This window comes from Amycolatopsis saalfeldensis, from assembly GCF_900110575.1.
GTDB classification, from domain to species: Bacteria; Actinomycetota; Actinomycetes; order Mycobacteriales; family Pseudonocardiaceae; genus Amycolatopsis; species Amycolatopsis saalfeldensis.
Genome location: NZ_FOEF01000010.1, coordinates 100483 through 123648, shown reverse-complemented (window position 1 = coordinate 123648; position 23166 = coordinate 100483). Strand labels below are relative to the sequence as shown.

Here is a 23166-nt window from a genome sequence, read left to right as displayed (position 1 = left end):
CGGATAATTATGGACGCCACGACGAAGGGGAGTGACCATGGGCGAGAACCTGAGGGTGGCTGTGATCGGCGGGGGGACCGGCGGGCTGTGCCTGGCGCACGGACTGGCGGCGGCCGGGATGGAGGTCGCGGTGTACGAGCGCAGCCGCACCCGCACCGAGCGTTTGCAGGGCTACCGCTTGCACATCAACCCGCACGGCTCGGCCGCGCTGCACGAATGCCTGCCGGCGCCGGCGTGGGAGCGGTTCCTGGCCACGCGCGGGAAGGGGACCGGCGACTTCGCGTTCGTCACCGAGCAGCTGCGGGAGCTGGCCGTGATCGACGAGGAGACGGGGGCGGACCCGGCGGCCGCGCACCACTCCGTCAGCCGGATTTCGCTGCACCAGGTGCTTTCCACCGGGCTCGACGGAATCCTCTGGTACGACAAGGAGTTCGTCCGCTACGAAACCGGGCCGAAGGGTGTCACGTGTTTCTTCGCGGACGGCACCACGGCCGAGGCGGACCTGGTCGTGGGGGCCGACGGCGCGAATTCACGCGTGCGCGCGCAGCTGCTGCCGCACGCCGGGCGGGTGGACACCGGGATCACCGCGATCGTCGGCAAGTACCCGTTGACCGCCGAGACCCGGGGCCTCGTGCCCGCCCGGCTGACGGCGGGGCCGAACTTCGTGCTCCCGCCGCGCGGCCGCGCGATGTTCACCGCGCCGCACGAGTTCGCCGGCGCCGAGGTGAACGACGAGACCGCGGCCGTCGACCCGGTGCTGTTCGACAACACCGGCAGCTACGTGACCTGGGCGTACGGCGCGTCGGCCCGGCGCCTCCCGGCCGGACTGGCCGAACTGGACGGTGCCGGGCTGCGTGCCGTGGTGCTGGACCAGATCCGGGGCTGGCACCCGGGCCTGTCGCGGCTCGTGGAGCTCTCACCCGAGGGCACCGTGAGCCGGCTGCCGATCAAGACCTCGGTGCCGGTCGAACCGTGGGAAACCGGCCCGGTGACCCTGCTGGGCGACGCCGTGCACAGCATGACGCCGTTCCGCGGGATCGGCGCCAACACGGCGTTGCGGGACGCGCAGTTGTTGTGCCGCAACCTGATCGGTGCCTCGGACGGCAGCGCGGCCGTCGCCGACTACGAGCACCGGATGCGCGAGTACGGCTTTCAGGCGGTGCGCGCCTCGGCCCGCAGCGCCGAGGATTTCGTCACCGAGAACCGCTTCGCCCGCGCGATGTCCCGCAGCATGTTCGCGGTCGTCGGCTCGGTGCCCGCGCTGAAGCGCCGCATGTTCGCCGAACACGGCGAATCGTGAGTCAGAGCCGGCGCGGGGCCTCGATGCCGAGCAGGCCCAGGCCGAGCACCAGCGTTCGCGAGGTCAGCGTGGCGAGCTGGACGCGCGACGTGCGCAGCTCCGGCGTCGCGGCGGCGAGGACCGGGCACTGCTCGTAGAAGCGCGAGAAAGTCACCGCCGTCTCGTACAGGTAGGTGCACAGTTTGTGCGGCGCGTATCCCGAGGTGGCGGCACGCAAGGCTTCGCCGAAGCGAAGCAGGGTGAGGGCCAGCGCGCGTTCGGCCGGTTCACCCAGCAGCACGGGCGCCTCCGCCGGCTGCGCACCCGCCTTGGCGAGGATCGACTCGATCCGCGCATGCGCGTACTGCAGGTAGACCGAGGTGTTGCCCTCCTTGGCCAGCATCCGGTCCCACGTGAACACGTAGTCGCGCTCACGGTCGCCGGAGAGGTCCGCGTACTTAACCGCGCCGATGCCGACGGCCCGCGCCACCGCCCGCTGCTCGTCCGCGCCCAGCTCGCTGCGCTCGGCGACCACGGCCGCGGCCTGCGTCACGGCCTCTTCGAGCAGGTCGGCGAGCTTGGTCGTCTCGCCGGCCCGCGTGCGCATCACCTTGCCGTCCGCGCCGAGCACGGAGCCGAAGCCGATGTGCTCGGCGCGCACGCCGTCCAGCCAGCCCGCCGCGCGGCAGACGGCGAACAGCATGGCGAAGTGCTGCGCCTGCGGCGTGCCGACGACGTACAGCAGATCGGTCGCGCCACGCTCGGTCGTCCAGTACTTCGCGGTCGCCAGGTCCGTCGCCGCGTAGCCGTAGCCGCCGTCGCGCTTGCGGACGATCAACGGCAGCCGGTCGCCCTCGCGGTTGTGGAAGCCTTGGGGGAACACGCAAACGGCGCCGTCGCTGAGCTCGGTGAGCCCGTCGGCCTCGAGCTCGTCGACGACCTTGCCGAGGTACGGGTTGTAGAAGCTCTCGCCGTAGACGTCGGCGTCGGTGAGCGTGATGCCGAGCAGCCGGTAGACCTCGTTGAAGTGCCGTGTCGATTCGTCGACCAGCTCCTGCCACACGGCGAGCGTCTCGGCGTCGCCGCTCTGCAGCTTGACCACGCGCTCACGAGAACGCGTCGCGAACGCCTCGTCGGAGTCGAACTTCCGGCGCGCGGCCTGGTAGAACGCGTTGAGGTCGCCGATGCCGCTGCGACCCGCGGGCGGCTCGTCCAGCAGGTGCTCGATCAGCATGCCGAACGGCGTGCCCCAGTCGCCGAGATGGTTGTGCGGCAGCACTTCGTGGCCCGCGAACCGCAGCAGCCGCGCGATCGCGTCGCCGATCACCGACGAGCGCAGGTGCCCGACGTGCATCTCCTTGGCGACGTTCGGGCTGCTGTAGTCGAGCGCGATCCGCCGCGGCGCGGCCGTGGGCGCGACGCCGAGCCGGTCGTCGCCGCCCAGCGCCGTCACGCGCTGCTCCAGCCATTCCTTGCGCAGCACGAAGTTCAGGAACCCGGGCCCGGCGACCTCCGGAGGCTCCGCGACGCCGTCGAGTTCCAGGTGCGCCACGATCAGGCCCGCGACCTCGCGCGGCGGCCGGCCGAGCCGCTTGCCCAGGCTCATCGCGAGGTTGCACTGGTAATCGACGCCCTCGCGGGTGGAGACGGCGATCAGCGCGTCCTCCGGGGCGATCTCGACGTCCAGGGCGCGGCCGATGGCGTCCACCACGCGTCGCGCCAGTTCCTCGCTCACCTCAGTCGCCTGCATGGTGTCCCTCCTTCGCGTCGGTCGAGTCGCTGAAGCCTAGCGACCCGCCCCGCGCGGGACCGAGGGGATTACCGCAGCTCACTGCCCTTGGTCTCGGGCATCCGCAAAATCACGAAGAACGCGATGGCGGCGGCGACCGCGACGTACCAGAAGAACACCACGGACGCGCCGGCCGCGGAGAGCGAGCTCAGCACAAGTGGCGCGGTGCCACCGAAAACGGCGACGGTGAGGTTGTACCAGGCGCCGATGCCCAGCCCGCGCAGCTCGGTGGGGAAGAGCTCGCTCATGATCGCCGGCGCCAGCGACGTCATCGCCGTGTAGAGCGCGAGCCCGACGCAGAACATCACGAGCACCCCGCCGAGCCCCGGCCGCACGAGGTAGGACAGCGGGACGATCACCAGCGCCGTCACCCCGGCCCAGACCAGCAGCTGCGGCCTGCGCCCGGCCCGGTCGGCGAGCGCGCCCATCGGGTACTGCAGCAGGACGAACAGCGCCGTGGCGATCGACAGCGCGAGGAACGCGTCGACGTCGCTGACCCCGCGCGTCTTCACCGCGAAAGAGGTGAGCGCGCTGAAAAATGTGTAGTAGCAAAGGGTCGAGAGCATCGTGAAGCCGATGAGCTGGCCGACGGCCTTCGGGTGCTGGGTCAGGGTGGTCCGCAACGGCCGTTCGACGCGCTTCGCCGCAGCCTTGTTCTTCTCGAACAGCTCGGTCTCGGCGAGACTACGGCGCAGCCAGAGGCCGATGATCCCGAGCACCCCGCCGAGCAGGAACGGGATCCGCCAGCCGTACGAAGTCAGCTCCGCCTTGTCCATCGTGCGCGCCAGCACGAAGCCGAGCACGGTCGCGACCAGCACGGCCGAGCCGGTGGAGATGTAGAAGAACGACGAGTACCGCCCGCGGCGCTTCGGCGGCGCGATCTCCCCGAGGTACGCCGACGCGTTCGACACCTCGCCGCCGAGCGAAAGCCCTTGCGCCACCCGGGCGAGCAGCAGCAGGATCGGCGCGAGCCAGCCGACCTGCTCGAACGTCGGCAGCACGCCGATCGCCACCGAGCCGCCCGCCATCACCACGATGGTGAGGATCATCGCGGGCTTGCGGCCGTGCACGTCGGCGAACCGGCCCAGCAGCACCCCGCCGAGCGGCCGGAAGAAAAACGCCAGCGCGTACGTGCCGAAGGTGTTGATCAGGGCCAGGGTGTCGTTGCCCGACGGGAAGAACGCGCCCGCGAAGTAGATGCTGAACGTCGCGTAGACCGTCCAATCGAACCACTCGAGGGCGTTTCCCGCGCTGGCGGCGAAGAGCTTGCGCACCGGGAGCCGGTGTCGTGCCTGCACATCCGTCGTCGGTCCGGCCATGGTGACCTCCACGTCCACGAGCGTGGAACGGCACTTTGCCAGAAAGACTCCGGAATCGGTAGATCCGGGCGGGACTTTCCCGCCGGGCGGGCTGCCGGTGTGCGGCTTCCCGGGCGCTTCAGGCCGTGCTCGCCAACGCGAACGGCAGCACTGCCTTCGCCCCGGCCCGCCGCAGCAGCCGGGTGGCCAGGGTCATCGTCCACCCGGTGTCGATGACGTCGTCGACGAGCAGGATCGGGCCCGCGGTCGCGGCGACGCGGGCGGCGACGTCTTCGGGCAGGCTGAGGCGGCGCCACAGGTCGGCGAGCCGCTGGGCGCTGTTGGCCTGCCGGGGCGGCGGGCCGGCCGATTCCAGCGAGCCGAGGAACTCCAGCCGCCCGACCTCCGACAGCTTCGCGGCCAAGCTGTGCGTCAGCCGCGGGCGCGTCACCGACGGCACCTCGACCACCGCCACCGGTCGCTCCGCCCACTGCCACCCCGCGAGCACCTTCACGCAGGCCTGGAACACGTTCTCGGGCACCTCGACGTCGGCCGCGCCCGGGCCCAGCAGCTCACGCAGCCGGGAGCCCCAGCCGACGTCGGTCAGCCGGCCCAGCACCTGTCCGGCCTCGGCCTGGTCGCCCGCCGCGATGCGGCCCGACAGCGGGACGTCGAGGCCGCTCATCCCGCTCGGCCACTGCTTGCGCGGGGCCACCGCGACGCCCGGCCGGTCCAGCCGTTCGCGTGTCGCGCCCGCGACCTCCTCCGACACCGAGGTGTCCCAGTGCTGCCCCGTGCAGTTGTCGCACCGGCCGCACGGCACGGCTTCCGGGTCGTCGAGCTGGTGGCGCAGGTACTCCATCCGGCAGCCCGTGGTCGCGATGTAGCCGAGCATCGCGTCCTGCTCGGCCGTCCGCGCGGAGCTGACCCGCGCGTACCGCTCACGGTCGTACTCCCACGGCTGCCCCGTGCTCTCCCACCCGCCGCGCACCCGCCGCACGGCGCCGTCGACGTCCAGCACCTTCAGCACCATTTCCAGCCGCGAGCGCGAAAGCTCGACCGTCGGCTCCAGCGCGGCTGTCGAAAGTGGACGGTCGGCGTACGCCAGCGACTCCAGCACTTGCGAGACGCGCAGCTCGTCCGGGAACGCCAGCGACCCGAAGTACGCCCAGATCGCCCGGTCCTCACGTCCGGGCAGCAGCACGACCTCGGCCCGCTCGACCCCGCGCCCGGCACGACCGACCTGCTGGTAGTACGCGATCGGCGAGGACGGCGCGCCCAGGTGCACCACGAATCCGAGGTCCGGCTTGTCGAACCCCATGCCCAGTGCCGAGGTCGCGACGAGCGCCTTGACGCGGTTGGCCAGCAGGTCGTCTTCCGCGGCCTGCCGGTCGGCCGGGTCGGTCTTGCCGGTGTACGCCGCGACCGGGTAGCCGCGCTCGCCCAGCAGCGCCGCCACGTCGTGGGCCGCCGCGACGGTGAGCGTGTAGATGATCCCGGACCCGGGCAGCTCCGCCAGGTGCTCGGCGAGCCAGGCCAGCCGGGCCTGATCGGTGGGCAGCTCCGCCACCGCCAGCCGCAGGCTCTCCCGGTCGAGCGGGCCGCGCAGCACCAGCGTGTCGCCGCCGTTGCCGATGCCCAGCTGGTCGGCGACGTCCGTGGCGACCCGGTCGTTGGCCGTCGCGGTGGTGGCCAGCACCGGCACGCCGTCGGGCAGGTCGCCCAGCAGGGTGCGCAGCCGCCGGTAGTCCGGCCGGAAATCGTGGCCCCAGTCGGAGATGCAGTGCGCCTCGTCGACCACCAGCAGGCCGGCGCTCGCGGTGAGCTTGGGCAGGACGGTGTCGCGGAAGTCCGGGTTGTTCAGCCGCTCGGGGCTGACCAGCAGCACGTCGATCTCGCCCGCGACGACGGCGGCCTGCACCTGGTCCCACTCCTGCGCGTTCGCGGAGTTGATCGTGGCCGCCTGGATCCCGGCCCGCGCGGCGGCCGAGATCTGGTTGCGCATCAAGGCGAGCAGCGGCGAGACGATCACTGTCGGGCCCGCGCCCTCTTCCCGCAGCAGGGCCGTGGCCAGGAAGTACACCGCCGACTTGCCCCAGCCGGTGCGCTGCACGACGAGCGCGCGCCGGTGGTGCGCGACCAGCGCCTCGATCGCCGTCCACTGGTCCTCGCGCAGGGTCGCGTTGTCGCCCGCGAGCGCACGGAGCAGGGTCTCGGCGCGTTCGCGCAGGGCTTCGGTGGTGTCCACGCCCCCGGTCTACCCCATCACCCCGACAGTCCGGGAACCGGCGGTGTCGTGAACGGTCCGCTCACACCCGGAAACCCACCGTGTTGTGACTCCAATCACCATCGAGACCCGCGTAAGGACGGCCGGGCTCGCGACTCTCCCGGGCGACCGGTCCCTCTCGGGGGAGGCGGCGGGTCGCCCGGCGATGGACCCCCTTGACCGCCGGGTGCGGTGCGCGGCCGGCTTCTCCCGGGGAGCGGGGAGGCCGGGCCGTGCACCGCGCCACCTCCATCGCGCCTCAAAGCCGAGCGGCAGGCCCCCGCGCGCCCGCGCGTATAGGCTCACGCGTTATGTCACCACGCCGCATCGGGGTCATGGGCGGCACGTTCGACCCTGTGCACCACGGCCACCTCGTCGCGGCCAGTGAGGTCCAGTCGCGCTTCGCGCTGGACGAGGTCATCTTCGTGCCCACGGGACAGCCCTGGCAGAAGACCGCGCGCCGCATCACCCGCGCCGAGGACCGGTACCTGATGACGGTGATCGCCACCGCGTCCAACCCGGTGTTCTCCGTCAGCCGCGTCGACATCGACCGCAGCGGCCGGACCTACACCGTGGACACGCTCCGGGACCTGCACGAGGAGTACCCGGAGGACCAGCTGTTCTTCATCACCGGCGCCGACGCGCTGGAGCAGATCCTGACCTGGCACAAGGCCGACGAGCTCTTCGACTTCGCGCACTTCATCGGCGTCACGCGGCCCGGCTACCGGCTCAACTCCCGCCACCTGCCCAGCGGGAAGGTCAGTCTCGTCGAGGTGACGGCCATGGCGATCTCGTCCACCGCGTGCCGCGAGCGCGTGGAGAGCGGCGAGCCCGTCTGGTACCTCGTGCCCGACGGCGTGGTGCGCTACATCGCCAAGAAGGACCTCTACCGCAAGGACCAGGGTGAGTGACTTCAGGGGCACGGGTACCCTCGTCGGGCGTACCCCGAACCCTGAAGGAGCACCGTGGCAGCGACGTCCCAGGCACGAGAGCTGGCCGTGGCGGCGGCACACGCGGCCGCCGACAAGAAGGCCAGCGACGTCGTCGTGCTGGACGTGTCCGAGCAGCTCGTGATCACCGACGCCTTCGTGATCGCCTCCGCGCCCAACGAGCGCCAGGTCGGCGCGATCGTCGACAACGTCGAGGAGCAGCTGCGGATCGGCGGGCACAAGCCGGTCCGCCGCGAAGGCGCCCGCGAGGGCCGCTGGGTCCTGCTCGACTACGTCGACGTGGTCGTGCACGTCCAGCACCAGGAGGAGCGCTCGTTCTACGGCCTGGAGCGGCTGTGGAAGGACTGCCCGCGCATCGAGGTCGAAGGGCTCGACCAGCCCCCGGCCGAAGACGACGCGGACGGCCTGGACGCGTGAGCCCCCGACGGCTGCTCCTCTGGCGCCACGGCGAGACCGACTACAACGCCGCCGGCCGCATGCAGGGGCACCTGGACTCCGCGCTGACCCCGGTCGGCTGGAACCAGGCGCGGTTCGCCGTCCCCGCGCTCGCGCGGTTCTCCCCGGACCTGGTGATCGCGTCGGACCTCCGGCGCGCCACCGACACCGCCACCGTGCTCACCGAGGCCATCGGCGTCCCGCTGCGCATCGACAAGCGCCTGCGTGAAACGCACCTGGGCGAGTGGCAGGGCATGACCGGACCCGAGGTCGACGCCGCGTACCCCGGTGAGCGCGACCGCTGGCGCACCGACGCCGCCTGGGCGCCGCCCGGCGGGGAGTCGCGAGTGGACGTCGCCGGGCGCGCGGGCGAGGTCGTCAACGACCTGCTGCAGCCCAACTCCGACGTCGGCGACGCCGTGCTGCTCGCCTCGCACGGCGGGCTGATCGTCGCGCTCACGGCGAAGCTGCTGGGCCTGCCGGTCGAGATCTGGCCGTCGCTGGGCGGCATCATGAACTGCCACTGGGTGGAGCTCGGCCGCCGTGACGGGAAGTGGCGGCTGCACGCGTACAACGCGGGCATCACCGGCTGATCGATGGCGCCGCACCTGCTCGTCTTCGGCGATTCGCTGAGCTTCCACGGTCCCGAAGGGCCCTGTCCCGCCGATGACCCGCGCCTGTGGCCGAACGTCGCCGCCGCCGGTCTGGGCGGGCACGCCGATCTCGTCGCGGGCATCGGCTGGACCGCCCGCGATGTGTGGTGGTCGCTGACCGGCGACCCGCGCGTGTGGGCCGACCTGCACCACGTCGACGCGATCGTGCTCGCGATCGGGAGCATGGACACCCTGCCGTCGCCGCTGCCGACCTACCTGCGCCAGGGGCTGCGCTACCTGCGGCCCGACGGCGTGCGCCGGGTCGTCCGCGGCGCCTACCTCGCCGCGCAGCCGAAGCTTTCCGTCGCGTTGCGGGGCCGTCCGGCGGTCCTGCCCGCGAAGCTGACGGTGCACTACCTCGACCAGTCTGTGACCGCGTTGCGCGCGCTGCGGCCGGAGCTGCCGATCTTCGGGATGCTGCCGTCCGTGCACCGGGCTGCCGCGTACGGCGGCGTACACACTGCGCGCCCGGGCGCCGAAGCGGCGATGGCTTCGTGGGCCGCGCGCGCCGACGTCCCGCTGCTCGATCTGGCCGGTGTCGTCGGCGAGCACGTGCTGAGCGGCGCGGGAAACCCGGACGGCATGCACTGGGGCTGGGCCGGTCACGCGGCGGTCGGCGCGGCGATGGCGAAGCTGATGGCCCCGGCGCTGAGCGACGTAGGCTGACGGCGTGTCGGTCGCCGTGGTCACGGACTCCACCGCCCACCTGCCCGAGGGCTTCGCCGAGCGGCACGCGGTGCGGGTGGTGCCCCTGCACGTCCTCGTCGACGGCGTGGTTTCCCTCGACGGCAAGGAAATGGGCCCCGCGGCGCTCGCGGAGGCGCTGGGAGAGCGCAAGATCGTCACCACGTCGAGGCCGACGCCCGCCGAGTTCGTCACCGAGTTCCGCGCGGCGCTGGCCGAAGGCGCCGATTCGGTGGTCTCCGTGCACCTCTCGAGCGAGCTTTCGGGCACCTGGGAGGCCGCGGTGCTGGCGGCGCAGGAGGTCGGGCCGGACCGCGTGCGCGTGGTCGATTCGCGGACCACGGCGATGGGCCTGGGCTTCGCCGCCCTGCACGCCGCGGTCGTGGCCGCCGGCGGTGGTTCCCCGGCCGAGGTCGAAGCGGCCGCGGCCGAGACGGCCCGGCACTCGTCGACGCTGTTCGTCGTCGAAACCCTCGAGCACCTGCGCCGCGGCGGCCGGATCGGGCCCGCGGCGGCGCTGCTGGGCACCGCGCTGGCGGTGAAACCGGTGCTGCACATGGCCGAGGGCCGCATCCTGCCGCTGGAGAAGGTGCGCACGATGAACCGGGCGATGGGGCGCCTGGTGGAGCTGGCCGTCCAGGCCGCGGGCGACGGGCCGGTCGAGCTGGCCGTGCACCACCTCGCTTCGCCGGAGCGCGCCGTCGACCTGGCGAACCGCCTCGAGGAGAAGATCCCGGGCTGTTCGGGCGGCTGCGTCGTCTCGGAGATCGGCGCGGTGATCGGCGCGCACACCGGGCCGGGGGTGCTCGGGGTGGTCGTGCAGCGCGCGTCCTAGCCGCTCTTGTTTTCAGTCGGTGTGCGGGAACGAGTGGTGTTCGTGCGTGACCAGCCAGCGGTCGCCTTCCTTGCGCAGCCCGATCGTCAGCCGTAACCGGTTTCCGGGCGGGTCCTGCGGGGTGCCGCAGCGCAGGAGTGCCCAGGCGAACGCGACCTCCTGGCCCGCGGTGACCTCCAGCTCCAGGATTTCGAACGACGCTCCCCGCGCCTGCCACTCGAAGAACGGCGGCCAGGTCGCGGAGTAGGCGTCGATCCCGCGAACCCCTTCCTGGGGCGGCGGGACGTCGAACATCACGAGGCCTTCGGCGTGGTCCCGGAGGACACCGGGGAGGTCGCCCGAGTGGACGGCTTCGGCCCAGCTCTCGATGAGAGTGCGGATCCGCTGTTCGTCGGTGGCCATGGCGAGGTCCCTTCCTCCGGTGCGGCGCCGTCCGGTCCGGGCCGGCGCGGAGAACTCCGCACAGGTGACCGCCCAGTCTCCCACCCCATACCGACGAAACCCCCGTCCGCACGCCTGCCCCGGGTCGAGTTGTCCCCACCAGGCCGCTTGTCCACAGACCCGCCAACCCGGCCTCGCACACCCACCACCCCCGCCCTAGCGTCGATCGTGTGTTCGAGCAGACCGCCCGGGACCCGGGCTCCCCCGTGAACGCCAGGCTCGCCTGGCTGGCCGACCAGCTGGCCGCGGGCCCGACGACGGTCGGGCCCGGCGGCCGGCTCGTGCGACGCTGGCTGCCGGCCGGGACCTCCCTCCCCGGCCGGCGTGCCCTGCCCGGACTGTCCGGCCTGCCCGGCAGGCTCGGGCGTCGCTGGGTCCTCGTCGCGGCGGTGTTCGCCGCCGTAGTGGCGCTGGGTGTGGCCGGTTTCGCGATCTTCGGCGGCAGCGCGCCGACGGCGGAGGCACCGCCGCCGCTGCCGGTCGCCCGCGCCCAGATTTCGGCCGCGGCGCCCAGCTCCGGCAAACTCGTGATCAGTGTGGTCGGCCACGTGCGCGCGCCCGGGCTCATCACGGTCCCGTCCGGCGCACGGGTCGACGACGCCCTGCGCGCGGCGGGCGGCGCGGACCCGGGCACCGACCTGACCGGTCTCAACCTCGCCCGCAAGCTCACCGACGGCGAGCAGCTGGCGGTCGGCATCACCGTGGCCGCTGCCCCCGCCCCTGCGGGCCCGGCCGGGGCCGGGGCCGCGCCCGGGAAGGTCGACCTCAACTCGGCCACCCCCGAACAGCTCGACACCCTGCCCGGCGTCGGCGAGGTCACCGCCAAGCGCATCGTCGACTGGCGCACCCAGCACGGCGGCTTCAGCAGCGTCGAGCAGCTCCGCGACGTCGACGGCATCGGCGCGAGCAAGTTCGACAAGCTGCGCGAGCAGGTGAGTGTCGGATGACCGAGTCCGACGTCGTCCCGGCGTGGCGCGATCAGGACTTCCGCCTGGTCCCGGCCGCGGTGGCCGCCTGGGGCGGCACGCTCGCCGGCCTCCGGTTGGGCTGGTGGGCGGCGCTCGTCACCGGCGTGGTGGCGGTGGCCCTGTCGGCGGTGCTGCTGGTGCGCGGCCGTCGGCTGGGGGCCGCGGGCGCGCTGCTGCTGCTCGGGCTCGTGGTGGCGGGCCCCGGCGCGCTGCGGATCCGGGCCGCCGAGCAGGACGTTCTGGGCGCGGAGGCGCAGCACGGGCCCACCGCCGTGCTGCGCGTGGAGGTCACCGAGCGGCCGCGGCCGATCCACCGCGCGGGATACGCCGACCAGCAGGCGGGAACCCGTTCCGTGGTCGTGGAAGCCGGGGTTCGATCGGCCACAGTGGACGGTCACCCGGCCGGGTCCACCGGGCGGGTGCTGCTGCTCGCTCCCACCGCCGGGTGGGCGGATCTGTTGCCAGGGCAGGAAGTGACGGCATCCGGCCGGCTGGCCCCGGCCCGCGGCGGCGATCTCACGGCGGCGGTGCTGTACGTGCGCGAGGCTCCGGCGGGCGTCGGCGAAGCGCCGTGGTGGCAACGCGCGGCTTCGGCGCTGCGGTCCGGGCTGCACCGGCTGTGCGCGGTGCTGCCGGAGGAGCCCGCCGGCCTCCTGCCGGGCCTGGTGCTGGGCGACACGAGCGCGTTGCCGCAGCAGGTCGAGCGCGAGTTCAAGGACTCCGGGCTCACTCACTTGATGGCCGTGAGCGGGGGAAACGTCGCCGTGATCTGCGGCGCGGTCCTCCTGCTGTTCCGCCTGCTGCGCGCCGGTCCGAGGCTGTCGGCGTTCGCGGCCGGCTCGTGCCTGCTCGGCTTCCTCGTGCTCGTCGGCCCGGCGCCCAGTGTGCTGCGGGCCGGGCTGATGGGCGGGGTCGGGCTGCTGGCGCTGGCGCTCGGACGGCGGGGATCCGCCCTGCCCGCGCTCGCCTTCGCGGTGTGCCTGCTGGTGGCCTGGGATCCGGCGATGGCGGCGGACTTCGGCTTCGCCTTGTCGGTGCTCGCCACGGCCGGGCTGGTCCTGCTCGCGCCACGCTGGGCGGATTCCTTGGTACGCCGGGGAATTCCGCCCGGGTACGCGGAGGGGATGGCGGTGCCGTTGGCCGCGTTCGTCGTCACCGCCCCGGTGATCGCCGGCATGGCGGGCACGGTGAGCCTGGTCTCAGTGGTCACCAACGTGCTGGCCGCACCGGTCGTGGCACCGGTGACGGTGCTCGGCGTGCTGGCCACCGTCGTCGGCCCGTGGTGGCCGGGTGCCGGGCGCCTGCTGGTCCACCTCGCCGATCCGGAGGCCCGCTGGCTGATCACCGTGGCCCGGCACGGCGCCCGCGCGCCGGGGGCCGTGCTCGACTGGCCCGGCGGCTGGTGGGGCGGGCTCTGCGCGGCCGGGCTGGTGGTCGTCGCGGTCTTCGCGCTGCGGTTCCGCCGGGTGCGGCTGCTGGTCGCCGTGGCGCTGGTCGCGGTCCTGCTGACCGTGGTGCCGGCCCGGGTGCTCGCGCCGGGCTGGCCGCCGGCGGGCTGGGCGATGGTGGAGTGCGACGTCGGCCAGGGTGATGCCTTGGTGCTGGCCACTTCCGAGCCCGGCCGGGCCGTGGTCGTCGACACCGGGCCGGAGCCGGGGCCGGTCGACGAATGCCTGCGGCGGCTCGGGGTCGACCGGGTCCCGCTGGTGGTGCTGTCCCACCTGCACGCCGACCACACCGGCGGGCTGGCGTCGGTGTTCGAGGGCCGGGCCGTCGGGGCGATCGCGGTCGGCCCCGGCCGCGCGCCGGGATGGGCGTGGCAGCAGGTCTCACGCGAGGCCGGGCGACGCGGCGTTCCGCTGCTGGAGCTGAGCGAGGGGCAGCGGCTGTCCTGGCCGGGCCTCACGCTCGAGGTGCTCGGCCCGCGCTATGTCACGGCGCGCTCGCCCGCGGAGCAGGACGGCACGATGATCAACAACAGCTCGGTGGTGCTGCGGGCGGAGACCCCGGCGGGCCGGGTGCTGCTGCCCGGGGACGTGGAACTGGCCGCACAGGCCGATCTGCTGAGCGACGGCGCGGACCTGCGCGCCGACGTGCTGAAGGTGCCCCACCACGGCTCGAGGTTCTCACTGCCGGGCTTCCTCGCCGCGGCGGCGCCCCGGGCAGCGCTGGTGAGCGTGGGCGCGGGCAACAGCTACGGCCACCCGAGCCAGTCCACTATGGACGTGCTGAAGTCCTTGGGCGCGCTCGTGACCCGGACCGATGTGGACGGTGACACCGCGGTGCTGCCGGGCGAGGCAGGACCGGCGATCGCGCGCCGAGGCGAGCCCCGTGGACCACCCCGCTAGCCGGATTCCTGGCTCGCCGAGAGGTGAGTCAAGCCCGCTGGAGGCCGGGTTCGGTAGGGACGGTGGCCTGCTGGAGGCCGGGTTCGGTGGGGACGGTGGCCTGCTGGAGGCCGGGCTTGATGGGGACGGTGGCCCGCTGGAGGCCGGGCTTGGTGGGGACGCTGGCCCGCTGGAGGCCGGGCTTGGTGGGGACGCTGGCCCCGCTGGAGGCCGGGCTTGGTGGGGACGCTAGCCCGCTGGAGGCCGGGCTTGGTGGGGACGCTGGCCCGCTCGAGGCCAGGCTTGGTGGGGCACTGGCCCCGCTGGAGGTCGAGCTCCGTGGGGACCCTGGCTTGTAGATGACCCCGGCCCGCGGGGACCCCAGCTCGTCCGGGGACGCCAGCCCCACCGGAGGCCGGGCTGGCCGAGCACCCCGGCTCGCCGGGGATTGGGCGAAGGCTGGGCGGGAGACCGATGATCCGTCTCCCGCTCAGCCGGGCTCGCACGCTCCGTGCCCCACAGATGCCCAGCGCCACAACCGATCCCACGAGCCACCCGGCGCGCGGGCCACGATCACCCTTATCCCGCAACGAGTCAGGAGGTGTGAACCACGACCAGAACCCCGACCGGCGAGGTGGCTCGCGGGCCCGGAGGTCAGAAGCCGAGTGCCTTGCTGACCGCTTCGGCGGACGGCGGCACGGTCGCCTTCGGGCCGATGCGGCCCTCGACGGCGTCCAAGGTCTTGAGGCCGTCGCCGGTGATGAGCAATACGGTTTCGGCGTCGGGGTCGAGCTTGCCGGTCTCCACCAGCTTCTTCGCGGTGGCGACGGTGACGCCGCCCGCGGTCTCGGTGAAGATGCCTTCGGTGCGCGCGAGCAGCCGGATGCCCTCCACGACCTCCTCGTCGCTGACGTCTTCGATCGCGCCGCCGGTGCGGTTGACCACGTCGAGCACGTACGGGCCGTCGGCCGGGTTGCCGATCGCCAGCGAGCGGGCGATGGTGTCCGGCTTCACCGGCTGGACCACGTCGTGGCCGGCGCGGAAGGCGGCCGAGACCGGGGAGCAGCCGGTGGCCTGGGCGCCGAACACCTTGTACGGGCTGGCTTCCACCAGGCCGAGCTGGCCGAGCTCGCGGAATCCCTTGTCCACCTTGGTCAGCTGCGAGCCCGAGGCGATCGGCACCACGATCTGCTCGGGGATGCGCCAGCCGAGCTGCTCGGCGACCTCGAAGGCGAGCGTCTTCGAGCCCTCGGAGTAGTACGGGCGGACGTTGACGTTCACGAAGGCCCACGAGGCGTGCTCGGCGGCCAGCTCGGTGGCGAGGCGGTTGACGTCGTCGTAGTTGCCGTCCACGGCGATCAGCGCGCCGTCGTACACCGCGGTGGTGAGGATCTTGGCCCGCTCCAAGGTCTTCGGGATCAGCACCACCGACTGCCAGCCGGCGCGCGCGGCCGCGGCGGCGACCGCGTTGGCGAGGTTGCCGGTGGACGGACAGGCCAGCACCTCGAAGCCGAACTCACGGGCCGCGGCCAGCGCGACGGCGACCACGCGGTCCTTGAACGAGTGCGTCGGGTTGCCGGTGTCGTCCTTGACCCACACGCGCTTGAGGCCCAGCGCCTTCGCGAGGCGGTCGGCGCGCACGAGGCGCGTGCCGCCGGGCTCGGTGTTGGGGATCTCCTCAACGTTCGAGGGGACGGGCAGGAGCTTCTTGTAGCGCCAGATGTTGTTCGGGCCGCCCTCGATGTCCTCGCGGCGCACGCGGCCGAAGTCGTAGGCGACCTCGAGCGGCGAAAAGTCCTCGGCGGACACGAACTCCGGGGCGAGTGGCTGCCGGTGGCCCTCTTCCTTCGACACCAGTTCGACGGCGGGCCCGAGGTCCACGGTCTTGCTGGCGGAGGTCGTTCCGAGGGTAACGGTCATCACGAGGTTCCTTCCTCATCTGCCCCGCCGAAGCGGGCCGGAATTGGCACCGTGGTCGTCAGCTATCCCGCGATCGCGGAATGACAGGCTGTACGCCGGTTGCCGGGGCTTCGTCGGGCCGTATCCCTCTGCCCCTCTGGATGAGCGGTATTCAGTTGTCGGCGCGCGCTCGCGGGCGCTGCCTCGGCTACACCGTACGACATGGCGATCACCTCGTGCCACGGTGCCCGCCCCGTCACCGGGGCGGGCCTGCGGCCGGACGGGTGAGAAGATGACCGGGTGACCACCGCCCCCGCGCCGCTCCAGCTCGTCATCGGCGAGGAAGAACTGCTCATCGAACGGGCCGTCCGGGCCGCGCTGGACGCCGCGAGGGCGGCCGACCCGACGGCCGATCTGACGCGTAACCGGGTGTCCGAACTCACACCGCCGGTACTGGCCGAGCTGGTGAGCCCTTCGCTGTTCAGCGAAGGACGGGTGATCGTCCTGGACTCGGCGCAGGACATTTCGCAGGACCTGGCCGACGCCGTGCTGGCGTACCTCGCTTCGCCGGCGGAGGGCATCGTGCTGGTCGTCGTGCACAGCGGCGGGGGCCGGAGCAAGGCGGCGAAGGCGCTGCCCGCGGCGTTGAAAAAGGCGGGCGCGGAGATCATCGAGTGCGCGAAGCTGACGAAGCCCGCCGAGCGGGAGTCGTTCGTGCGCAACGAAGTGCGCCGCTCCGGCGGAAAGATCGACGCCGCGGGGCTGATGGCGCTGCTGGACACCGTCGGCTCGGATCTGCGCGAGCTGTCCTCCGCGGCGACGCAGCTGGTCGCCGACGCCGGGGGCGTGGTGGACGAGCAGGCAGTCCGGCGCTACCACACCGGCCGCGCCGACGTGACCGGCTTCGCGGTGGCGGAGAAGGCTGTGTCGGGCGATCGCGGGGCGGCGCTGGAGTCGTTGCGCTGGGCGATGCAGCTCGGCGTTCCGCACGTCCTGGTGGCCGACGCGCTGGCGGACGCGGTCCGCACCATCGCGCGGGTCTCGGCGGCGGGCCGCGGCAACCCGAACCAGATGGCGGGCGAGCTGGGCATGCCGCCGTGGAAGATCCGCAAGGCGCAGGGCCAGTCCCGCGGCTGGGGCCAGGACGGCCTCGCCACCGCGATGCGCGTGGTGGCCCGCCTGAACGCCGAGGTCAAGGGCGCTGCCGCCGACGCGGGCTACGCGCTGGAACGCGCGGTCACCGAGGTGGTCGCCGCGAAGGGCGAACACTGACCCCGCCTACCGGCCGAGGCCGATCCAGCCAGCCTCGAGCGCCCCGTTACCGGCCCAGGCGAAGCCCCCCGGAACATGCGAAAGGGCCCGGCGACCAGTGGTCACCGGGCCCTCCGAAGCGGAAATCAGAGCGAGTTCACGCGCTTCGCGATCGCGGACTTCTTGTTCGCGGCCTGGTTGGCGTGGATGACGCCCTTGGTGACGGCCTTGTCCAGCTTCTTGGCGGCGTCGCGCTGCGCCTCGACGGCCTTGGCCTTGTCGCCCGAGTCGGCGGCGTCGCGGAACTTGCGGATCGCGGTCTTCACCGAGGACCGGATCGCCAGGTTGCGCTGGCGGGCCTTCTCGTTGGTGGTGATGCGCTTGATCTGGGACTTGATGTTGGCCACGGGGGCGCTCCTGTGTCTCTCGGTGAGTTCGCTGCCGCGTCGAAGTGGCCCCGTGCGCCCGCGAGGGGCGCGGCCGGGTTTCCTCCATGACGGAATGCCGCACGGCAACAGCGAGAAAGCCTAACAGCCCTGCTCCGAGCCCCCGCGGCCGCCCCGCGGTGATCGCTTCGGCTACGGTGGGAGCCGCTAGTGCCTAGGGTTCCGCCACCGGCCCGCGGCCCGCCCCGCGCGGGTCCACCCACAACGAGGGCCGGTGGGACAGGTCCGAGCGGCACCATCGGCGGAGCCGGAAGCCCTGCCGTTCATCTGACGGGACAAAAGCCTGGAGGACCCGGTCTTTCGCGCGCGCGAAAGACCCCTAAGGGGTCCGGTGAACACCACAGCTCTGTCGCTCGTCCTCGTCGCCGCCTTCGTGCACGCGGCATGGAACCTCGCCGCCAAGCGCGTCACCTTCGGCGGGCCGCGCTTCGTCTGGCTCTACTACACCGTTTCGGCCGTCGTTCTGCTGCCCGCCGTGGTCGTCGCGCTCTTCGTCGAGCCGGAACGTCCACAGTGGAGCTGGCTGGTCGCGGCCGCGGTGACGGCCGTGATGCACATCGCCTACGGCATCGTGCTGCAGCGCGGCTACGTCGTCGGCGACCTGTCGATCGTCTACCCGCTGGCGCGCGGCACCGGGCCGCTGCTGTCCGTGCTCGCCGCCGTCCTGGTGCTGCACGAGCACCCCGGCGTGCTCGGCCTGGTCGGCGCGTTCCTGGTGATCGCCGGGGTGCTGGTGATCAGCGTCGGCGGCGGCACGGCGGACCGGGCCGCGCGCCGCGCCGGCGTCTTCTACGGCGTGCTCACCGGCGCCGTCATCGCCGCGTACACGCTCTGGGACGCCCACTCCGTGACCACCCTGGGCGTCCCGCCCCTCGTCTACTTCGGCGGCGGTGCGATCGGCCAGAGCCTGCTGCTGGCGCCGTCGGCGTACCGGGGTCGCGCCGAGGTCGGCCGGCTGTGGCGCGAGCATCGCAAGGAGGTGCTGATCGTCGGGCTGCTGTCGCCGGCGGCGTACCTGCTGGTGCTGTACGCGCTGCGGATCGCGCCGGTCAGCCTGGTCGCCCCGGCGCGGGAGCTGTCGATCGTGGTGGGCGGCGTCGCGGCGTGGCTGGTCCTCGGCGAGCGCAACGCCGCGCGCCGACTGGCTGGTTCGCTGGTGGTGCTGGCCGGCATCGCCGCGATTGCGGTGGCCTGAACCGCTCGGGTAGGGAGTAGGCATGGAAGTACTGAGCAGCCGCGTGCTGATCCACCCCCGTGACCCGGACGCCGCCACCGCGTTCTACCGCGACACGCTGGGGCTCGCGATCGACAAGGAGTTCCCCGGCGGCACAGTCTTCTTCGCCGGCGGCGGGTCGATCGAAGTGGTCGGGCGGGCCGAATCCGGGCCGACGCCCGACGTCGCGCTGTGGCTCCAGGTCCGCGACCTGCCGGCCGCGCTGGCCGAGCTGGCGGGACGCGGCGTCACGCCGGTCCGCGGCGCGCAGCGGGAGCCCTGGGGCCTGGACGAGGCCTGGATCGCCGATCCCGACGGGACGCGCATCGTGCTGGTGGAGGTGCCGTCGGGCCATCCCCTCCGGACCGATCCGCGGTAGCCGCGGGTCAAGCGGGCTTGAGGGCCTTCAGCTGGGCCGCCAGCCCGGCGAAGCCCGGCGGCTCCCAGGTCCACGTCTGCAGGTCGGTGAAGCCCGCGGCGGCGGCCTCGTCGGCCAGTTCGTGGCGGGACACGGGCAGCCACTTCTCGTGCGCCGAGAGCAGGAGCCTGCCGCCGGGGCGCAGGATCCGGAACAGCTCGGCGAACGCGGCCGGCCGGTCCTCCCAGAACGTGACGTTGTTGACCGTCAGGACCACGTCGACGCAGTCGTCGGCCGCCCCGGTGCGGGCCGCCGTGCCGTCGCGCAGCTCCACGCGGTCGCCGCAGCGTTCCAGGCACAGCGAGCGCATTTCGGCCGACGGCTCGACCCCGATGACCTCGCCGGCCAGCCGGCTGGCGGCGTCGAGGCCGACGCCCGGGCCGGGGCCGACGACCAGCACGGTTTCGTCCGGCTCCAGCCGGGCGAGGTCGACGACCCGGTGCTCGGTGGCGGCGTTGCCGCGCGCCATGACCCAGCCGCCCAGGCGCCCGAGCAGGCCGGCGGGGTGGCCGAACGCCCGGTCGAGCGCGGTGCCGAGGGTGCCCGTGGCGGCCTGTGGAACCGGCGCGGGCTGGTGCGAAGTGCTCATACTTCGAGGTCACCACGAGTCACGGTGATCTCGCATCGGGGATGACCCCCACCCGCACCCGGAGCTCCATGGGACCATGGACGGTGGCCAGCCCCGAACCACGTTCCCGAGGACCACACGAGTGACAGCGCCCAAGACGTTCGCCGACACCACCTTCACGCCGCCGGAGCTCATCCGCAACTTCTGCATCATCGCCCACATCGACCACGGCAAGTCGACGCTGGCGGACCGCATGCTGCAGCTCACCGGTGTCGTCGAGGAACGGGCGATGCGCGCTCAGTACCTCGACCGGATGGACATCGAGCGTGAGCGCGGCATCACGATCAAGGCCCAGAACGTCCGCCTGCCCTGGCAGGTGGACGGCCGGGACCACGTGCTGCACATGATCGACACCCCCGGCCACGTCGACTTCACCTACGAGGTGTCCCGCGCGCTCGAAGCGTGCGAAGGGGCGATCCTGCTGGTGGACGCGGCGCAGGGGATCGAGGCCCAGACCCTGGCCAACCTGTACCTGGCACTGGAGAACAACCTCACCATCATCCCGGTGCTGAACAAGATCGACCTGCCCTCGGCCGATCCGGACAAGTACGCGGGCGAGATCGCGCACATCATCGGCTGCGAGCCGGGCGACGTGCTGCGGGTCTCGGCGAAGACCGGCGTGGGCGTCGGCGCGCTGCTGGACGAGGTCGTCAAGCAGGTCCCGGCGCCGGTCGGCGACTCCGACGCGCCCGCGCGGGCGATGATCTTCGACTCGGTCTACGACACCTACCGCGGCGTCGTGACCTACATCCGGGTGGTCGACGGCAAGATCACGCCGCGCGAGAAGATCCGGATGATGTCCACCGGCGCCACGCACGAGCTGCTGGAGGTCGGGATCATCTCGCCGGAGCCGAAGCCCAGCAAGGGCCTCGGCGTCGGCGAGGTGGGCTACCTGATCACCGGGGTGAAGGACGTCCGCCAGTCGAAGGTCGGCGACACCGTCACGTCCGAGCGCCACGGCGCGACCCAGGCGCTGGCGGGTTACCGCGAGCCGAAGCCGATGGTCTACTCCGGGCTGTACCCGGTCGACGGCTCGGACTACCCGGAGCTGCGCGAGGCGCTGGAGAAGCTGCAGCTGAACGACGCCGCGCTGGCGTACGAGCCGGAGACGTCCGTGGCGCTGGGCTTCGGCTTCCGCTGCGGCTTCCTCGGCCTGCTGCACCTGGAGATCACGCGCGACCGGCTGGAGCGCGAGTTCGGCCTCGACCTGATCTCCACGGCGCCGAACGTCGTCTACCGGGTGGTGCTGGAGGACCGGAGCGAGGTCGTGGTCACCAACCCGTCGGACTGGCCGACCGGGCTGAAGATCTCGGACGTGTACGAGCCGGTGTCCAAGGTGAGCATCCTGGCGCCGGCGGAGTTCGTCGGCACGATCATGGAGCTGTGCCAGACCAAGCGCGGGCAGCTGCTCGGCATGGACTACCTGTCCGAGGACCGCGTGGAGCTGCGCTACAACCTGCCGCTCGCGGAGATCATCTTCGACTTCTTCGACACGCTGAAGTCGCGGACGCGCGGCTACGCGTCGCTGGACTACGAAGAAGCGGGCGAACAGGTGTCGGAGCTGGTGAAGGTCGACATCCTGCTGCAGGGCGAGACGGTGGACGCCTTCTCGGCGATCGTCCACAAGGACGCCGCGTACAGCTACGGGAACCGGATGGCGACGCGGCTGCGCGAACTGATCCCGCGCCAGCAGTTCGAGGTCCCGATCCAGGCGGCGGTGGGCTCGCGGATCATCGCGCGCGAAACCATCCGCGCCATCCGCAAGGACGTGCTCGCCAAGTGCTACGGCGGTGACATCTCGCGGAAGCGGAAGCTGCTGGAGAAGCAGAAGGAAGGCAAGAAGCGGATGAAGACCGTGGGCCGCGTGGAGGTGCCGCAAGAGGCGTTCGTCGCGGCACTGTCCACTGAGGACAGCGGGAAGAACAAGAAGTAACCCGTTCGACCACACGTTCGAGTGAAGGAAGCCGCCCGCGACGCCGCAGGCGGCTTTCTTGTCGGTACCCCCTGGTCTCCTCTGGTGTGACCGACGGAAGGAGAGCACCATGACGGTCATGACAGACACCCGGCGTCCCGAGGGGGCGCGCCCCATGACGGTGCGCGACCTCGAGGAGATGCCGGATGACGGCCGCCGCCGTGAGCTCATCGACGGGGTGCTGGTCGTGAGCCCCGCGCCCGGGCTGAGACACCAGACCATCGCCTACCGGCTGTACCCCGTGCTCGACCAGGCCTGCCCACTCGGGTACTTCGTCGCCGGCGCGCCGTTCGCCGTGCGCATCGGCGATCACCTCGAGCTGCAGCCCGACCTGCTGGTCGGCCGCGGCGAGGGCTTCACCGAACAGGACCTCCCGGAGCCACCGGTGCTCGCGGTCGAGGTGCTCTCGCCCAGCACGGCCATCCACGACCTCAACACGAAGAAGGCCGTGTACGAGCGCCTCGGCGTGCCGAGCTACTGGGTCGTGGACCCGGCCGAGCCGGCACTGGCGGTCTTCGAACTGGACGGCGACGGCGTCTACCAACAGGTGGCGAAGGCCGCGGTCGACGAGGTTTTCGAGGCCCGCCAACCATTTCCGGTACGCGTGGTACCCGCGGAACTACTCGGCCGCCTCGGCTGAGGCGGGCCGTGGTGCGGGCACCCGCGCCGCACGGGCTTGTTCCCGTGGGTCTCGGCGCGCCCCGGATGACGGTGGTGGCGCGTCGCGTCGTGCGGACCGCGGGTGCACGATCCGGCTCGTGCAGCCACGGTCTGCGCAGACTGCCCGGTCGTCGCCCGTGGAGCCACCGTGCGCATTGTCGATGTGAGCCGCGCAGCTATCGCAAGTGCAGACACTGTTTCGTATTGTCCGTGCGAGCCGGGCGGCCATCGCCGGAGTGGTCACCGTTCGCAACGGCCCGCGTGCCGGGGGTGGTGCGGCGCCGGGTGTCCTGGCCGGTTCAGCGGTTGCGGATGATCCGGTCCGCGCTGACGAAAACCGCCGCGCGGCGTTCGGCGGCCATTACGCGGTCGTACTCGGACCAGTTGTCGTGGGAGCCGGTGGCGGCTTTGAAGACGGCGCGCAGCAGTTCCGGCAGGCCGGCCGGATCGAAGGCCGGGTCCGGGTCGTCCAGGCCGATCACGTGGGTCGCGCCGGTCACCGAGGCCCAGTCCCAGCCGCGGCGGAAGGTGATCGTCGCGTGGCCGGCGCGGCGCAGCAGGGTCAGCTTGTGCGCGTCGCCGCGAGCGACGAAGCCGATCGACGGGGCGCCCGTCACCGGGTCGTCGATCAGGCCGGCGTTGACGACGGACGCGTGCACAGTGCCGTCCGCGCGGACGGTGGCGATGGTCGCGAGCCCGTTCTCCTGCAAGGCGAGCGCACGGGTGTGCTCGAGGTCAGCGTTCATGACGCAGC

Annotated in this window: 21 protein-coding genes and 1 riboswitch; of the genes, 13 read left to right on the top strand and 8 right to left on the bottom strand. The window is 72.4% G+C overall.

Annotated elements, in window-relative coordinates:
- The first annotated feature begins 37 nt into the window (after positions 1-37).
- Positions 38-1300: an FAD-dependent oxidoreductase gene (locus tag BMY97_RS22925; RefSeq protein ID WP_091619405.1), complete on the top strand. Its 1263-nt coding sequence runs from the start codon at positions 38-40 to the stop codon at positions 1298-1300.
- Position 1301: 1 nt separating this feature from the next.
- Here BMY97_RS22925 and argS read toward each other — a convergent pair whose 3' ends face one another.
- From argS to BMY97_RS22910, 3 genes are all read right to left on the bottom strand, one after another.
- Positions 1302-3029: an arginine--tRNA ligase gene (gene argS / locus BMY97_RS22920; RefSeq protein WP_091619403.1), complete on the bottom strand. Its 1728-nt coding sequence runs from the start codon at positions 3027-3029 to the stop codon at positions 1302-1304.
- A 68-nt stretch (positions 3030-3097) separates the two neighbouring features.
- Positions 3098-4387, bottom strand: a complete 1290-nt coding sequence (locus BMY97_RS22915) for an MFS transporter (protein WP_091619833.1) — start codon at positions 4385-4387, stop codon at positions 3098-3100.
- A 118-nt stretch (positions 4388-4505) separates the two neighbouring features.
- Positions 4506-6614 carry a RecQ family ATP-dependent DNA helicase gene (locus BMY97_RS22910; RefSeq protein ID WP_091619402.1) on the bottom strand — a complete coding sequence of 703 codons (2109 nt, stop codon included), beginning with the start codon at positions 6612-6614 and terminating at the stop codon, positions 4506-4508.
- Positions 6615-6967: 353 nt separating this feature from the next.
- Between BMY97_RS22910 and nadD the strand changes: the two genes are divergently transcribed.
- Genes nadD through BMY97_RS22885 form a run of 5 tightly spaced genes read left to right on the top strand, consistent with a single transcriptional unit; the run spans position 6968 to position 10189 of the window.
- Positions 6968-7543 carry a nicotinate-nucleotide adenylyltransferase gene (nadD, locus tag BMY97_RS22905; RefSeq protein WP_245787454.1) on the top strand — a complete coding sequence of 192 codons (576 nt, stop codon included), beginning with the start codon at positions 6968-6970 and terminating at the stop codon, positions 7541-7543.
- A gap of 54 nt (positions 7544-7597) precedes the next feature.
- Positions 7598-7999, top strand: a complete 402-nt coding sequence (gene rsfS, locus BMY97_RS22900; RefSeq protein ID WP_091619398.1) for a ribosome silencing factor — start codon at positions 7598-7600, stop codon at positions 7997-7999.
- On the top strand, positions 7996-8610 hold the full coding sequence (locus tag BMY97_RS22895; RefSeq protein WP_091619395.1) for a histidine phosphatase family protein: 615 nt from the start codon (positions 7996-7998) through the stop codon (positions 8608-8610). Before rsfS ends, BMY97_RS22895 begins: the two co-directional genes overlap by 4 nt.
- Before the next feature lie 3 nt (positions 8611-8613).
- A complete protein-coding gene (octT, locus tag BMY97_RS22890; protein ID WP_091619393.1) occupies positions 8614-9336 on the top strand; it encodes a diglucosylglycerate octanoyltransferase in 723 nt (240 codons plus the stop codon).
- Positions 9337-9340: 4 nt separating this feature from the next.
- A complete protein-coding gene (locus BMY97_RS22885; protein WP_091619391.1) occupies positions 9341-10189 on the top strand; it encodes a DegV family protein in 849 nt (282 codons plus the stop codon).
- Between the two features lie 12 nt (positions 10190-10201).
- Here BMY97_RS22885 and BMY97_RS22880 read toward each other — a convergent pair whose 3' ends face one another.
- Complete coding sequence (locus BMY97_RS22880) at positions 10202-10591, bottom strand: YybH family protein (RefSeq protein WP_091619389.1); 390 nt, start codon at positions 10589-10591, stop codon at positions 10202-10204.
- A gap of 209 nt (positions 10592-10800) precedes the next feature.
- Here BMY97_RS22880 and BMY97_RS22875 point away from each other — a divergent pair, with 209 nt between their 5' ends.
- Together BMY97_RS22875 and BMY97_RS22870 are read left to right on the top strand one after the other, a co-directional pair.
- Positions 10801-11577: a ComEA family DNA-binding protein gene (locus BMY97_RS22875; RefSeq protein ID WP_091619387.1), complete on the top strand. Its 777-nt coding sequence runs from the start codon at positions 10801-10803 to the stop codon at positions 11575-11577.
- Positions 11574-13946 carry a ComEC/Rec2 family competence protein gene (locus BMY97_RS22870; protein ID WP_091619385.1) on the top strand — a complete coding sequence of 791 codons (2373 nt, stop codon included), beginning with the start codon at positions 11574-11576 and terminating at the stop codon, positions 13944-13946. The genes BMY97_RS22875 and BMY97_RS22870 overlap by 4 nt, the downstream gene beginning before the upstream one ends.
- A gap of 633 nt (positions 13947-14579) precedes the next feature.
- Here BMY97_RS22870 and thrC read toward each other — a convergent pair.
- Positions 14580-15845: a threonine synthase gene (gene thrC / locus BMY97_RS22860; RefSeq protein WP_091619381.1), complete on the bottom strand. Its 1266-nt coding sequence runs from the start codon at positions 15843-15845 to the stop codon at positions 14580-14582.
- 12 nt (positions 15846-15857) lie between these two features.
- Positions 15858-15992: riboswitch (SAM riboswitch) on the bottom strand.
- Between the two features lie 132 nt (positions 15993-16124).
- On the opposite strand from thrC, the gene holA reads away from it, so the two are divergent.
- On the top strand, positions 16125-17096 hold the full coding sequence (holA, locus tag BMY97_RS22855) for a DNA polymerase III subunit delta (RefSeq protein ID WP_091619379.1): 972 nt from the start codon (positions 16125-16127) through the stop codon (positions 17094-17096).
- A 125-nt stretch (positions 17097-17221) separates the two neighbouring features.
- Here the strand turns inward: holA and rpsT are convergent, their stop codons facing one another.
- Entirely contained in the window at positions 17222-17482 is a 261-nt protein-coding gene (rpsT, locus tag BMY97_RS22850; RefSeq protein WP_091619377.1) for a 30S ribosomal protein S20, read from the bottom strand.
- Positions 17483-17852: 370 nt separating this feature from the next.
- Here rpsT and BMY97_RS22845 point away from each other — a divergent pair, with 370 nt between their 5' ends.
- Together BMY97_RS22845 and BMY97_RS22840 are read left to right on the top strand one after the other, a co-directional pair.
- Positions 17853-18716 carry a DMT family transporter gene (locus BMY97_RS22845; RefSeq protein ID WP_091619375.1) on the top strand — a complete coding sequence of 288 codons (864 nt, stop codon included), beginning with the start codon at positions 17853-17855 and terminating at the stop codon, positions 18714-18716.
- Between the two features lie 22 nt (positions 18717-18738).
- The gene (locus BMY97_RS22840; RefSeq protein WP_091619373.1) at positions 18739-19113 is read left to right on the top strand and encodes a VOC family protein; all 375 of its coding nucleotides are present in this window, start codon (positions 18739-18741) and stop codon (positions 19111-19113) included.
- Between the two features lie 7 nt (positions 19114-19120).
- Here the strand turns inward: BMY97_RS22840 and BMY97_RS22835 are convergent, their stop codons facing one another.
- On the bottom strand, positions 19121-19741 hold the full coding sequence (locus tag BMY97_RS22835; protein WP_091619371.1) for a class I SAM-dependent methyltransferase: 621 nt from the start codon (positions 19739-19741) through the stop codon (positions 19121-19123).
- Positions 19742-19817: 76 nt separating this feature from the next.
- Between BMY97_RS22835 and lepA the strand changes: the two genes are divergently transcribed.
- Together lepA and BMY97_RS22825 are read left to right on the top strand one after the other, a co-directional pair.
- Positions 19818-21713, top strand: a complete 1896-nt coding sequence (gene lepA / locus BMY97_RS22830; protein ID WP_425425315.1) for a translation elongation factor 4 — start codon at positions 19818-19820, stop codon at positions 21711-21713.
- A gap of 109 nt (positions 21714-21822) precedes the next feature.
- The gene (locus BMY97_RS22825) at positions 21823-22392 is read left to right on the top strand and encodes a Uma2 family endonuclease (protein WP_091619367.1); all 570 of its coding nucleotides are present in this window, start codon (positions 21823-21825) and stop codon (positions 22390-22392) included.
- A 319-nt stretch (positions 22393-22711) separates the two neighbouring features.
- Here BMY97_RS22825 and BMY97_RS22820 read toward each other — a convergent pair whose 3' ends face one another.
- The gene (locus tag BMY97_RS22820; protein WP_091619365.1) at positions 22712-23158 is read right to left on the bottom strand and encodes a pyridoxamine 5'-phosphate oxidase family protein; all 447 of its coding nucleotides are present in this window, start codon (positions 23156-23158) and stop codon (positions 22712-22714) included.
- Positions 23159-23166 lie beyond the last annotated feature (8 nt).

What these genes read in the sequence shown, in the direction of transcription:
- BMY97_RS22925 (WP_091619405.1), top strand. Translation starts at nt 38, where the DNA reads ATGGGCGAGAACCTGAGGGTGGCTGTGATCGGCGGGGGGACCGGCGGG.
- argS (WP_091619403.1), bottom strand. Translation starts at nt 3,029, where the DNA reads ATGCAGGCGACTGAGGTGAGCGAGGAACTGGCGCGACGCGTGGTGGAC.
- BMY97_RS22915 (WP_091619833.1), bottom strand. Translation starts at nt 4,387, where the DNA reads ATGGCCGGACCGACGACGGATGTGCAGGCACGACACCGGCTCCCGGTG.
- nadD (WP_245787454.1), top strand. Translation starts at nt 6,968, where the DNA reads ATGGGCGGCACGTTCGACCCTGTGCACCACGGCCACCTCGTCGCGGCC.
- octT (WP_091619393.1), top strand. Translation starts at nt 8,614, where the DNA reads ATGGCGCCGCACCTGCTCGTCTTCGGCGATTCGCTGAGCTTCCACGGT.
- BMY97_RS22880 (WP_091619389.1), bottom strand. Translation starts at nt 10,591, where the DNA reads ATGGCCACCGACGAACAGCGGATCCGCACTCTCATCGAGAGCTGGGCC.
- BMY97_RS22870 (WP_091619385.1), top strand. Translation starts at nt 11,574, where the DNA reads ATGACCGAGTCCGACGTCGTCCCGGCGTGGCGCGATCAGGACTTCCGC.
- thrC (WP_091619381.1), bottom strand. Translation starts at nt 15,845, where the DNA reads ATGACCGTTACCCTCGGAACGACCTCCGCCAGCAAGACCGTGGACCTC.
- BMY97_RS22840 (WP_091619373.1), top strand. Translation starts at nt 18,739, where the DNA reads ATGGAAGTACTGAGCAGCCGCGTGCTGATCCACCCCCGTGACCCGGAC.
- BMY97_RS22835 (WP_091619371.1), bottom strand. Translation starts at nt 19,741, where the DNA reads ATGAGCACTTCGCACCAGCCCGCGCCGGTTCCACAGGCCGCCACGGGC.
- lepA (WP_425425315.1), top strand. Translation starts at nt 19,818, where the DNA reads ATGGACGGTGGCCAGCCCCGAACCACGTTCCCGAGGACCACACGAGTG.
- BMY97_RS22825 (WP_091619367.1), top strand. Translation starts at nt 21,823, where the DNA reads ATGACGGTCATGACAGACACCCGGCGTCCCGAGGGGGCGCGCCCCATG.
- BMY97_RS22820 (WP_091619365.1), bottom strand. Translation starts at nt 23,158, where the DNA reads ATGAACGCTGACCTCGAGCACACCCGTGCGCTCGCCTTGCAGGAGAAC.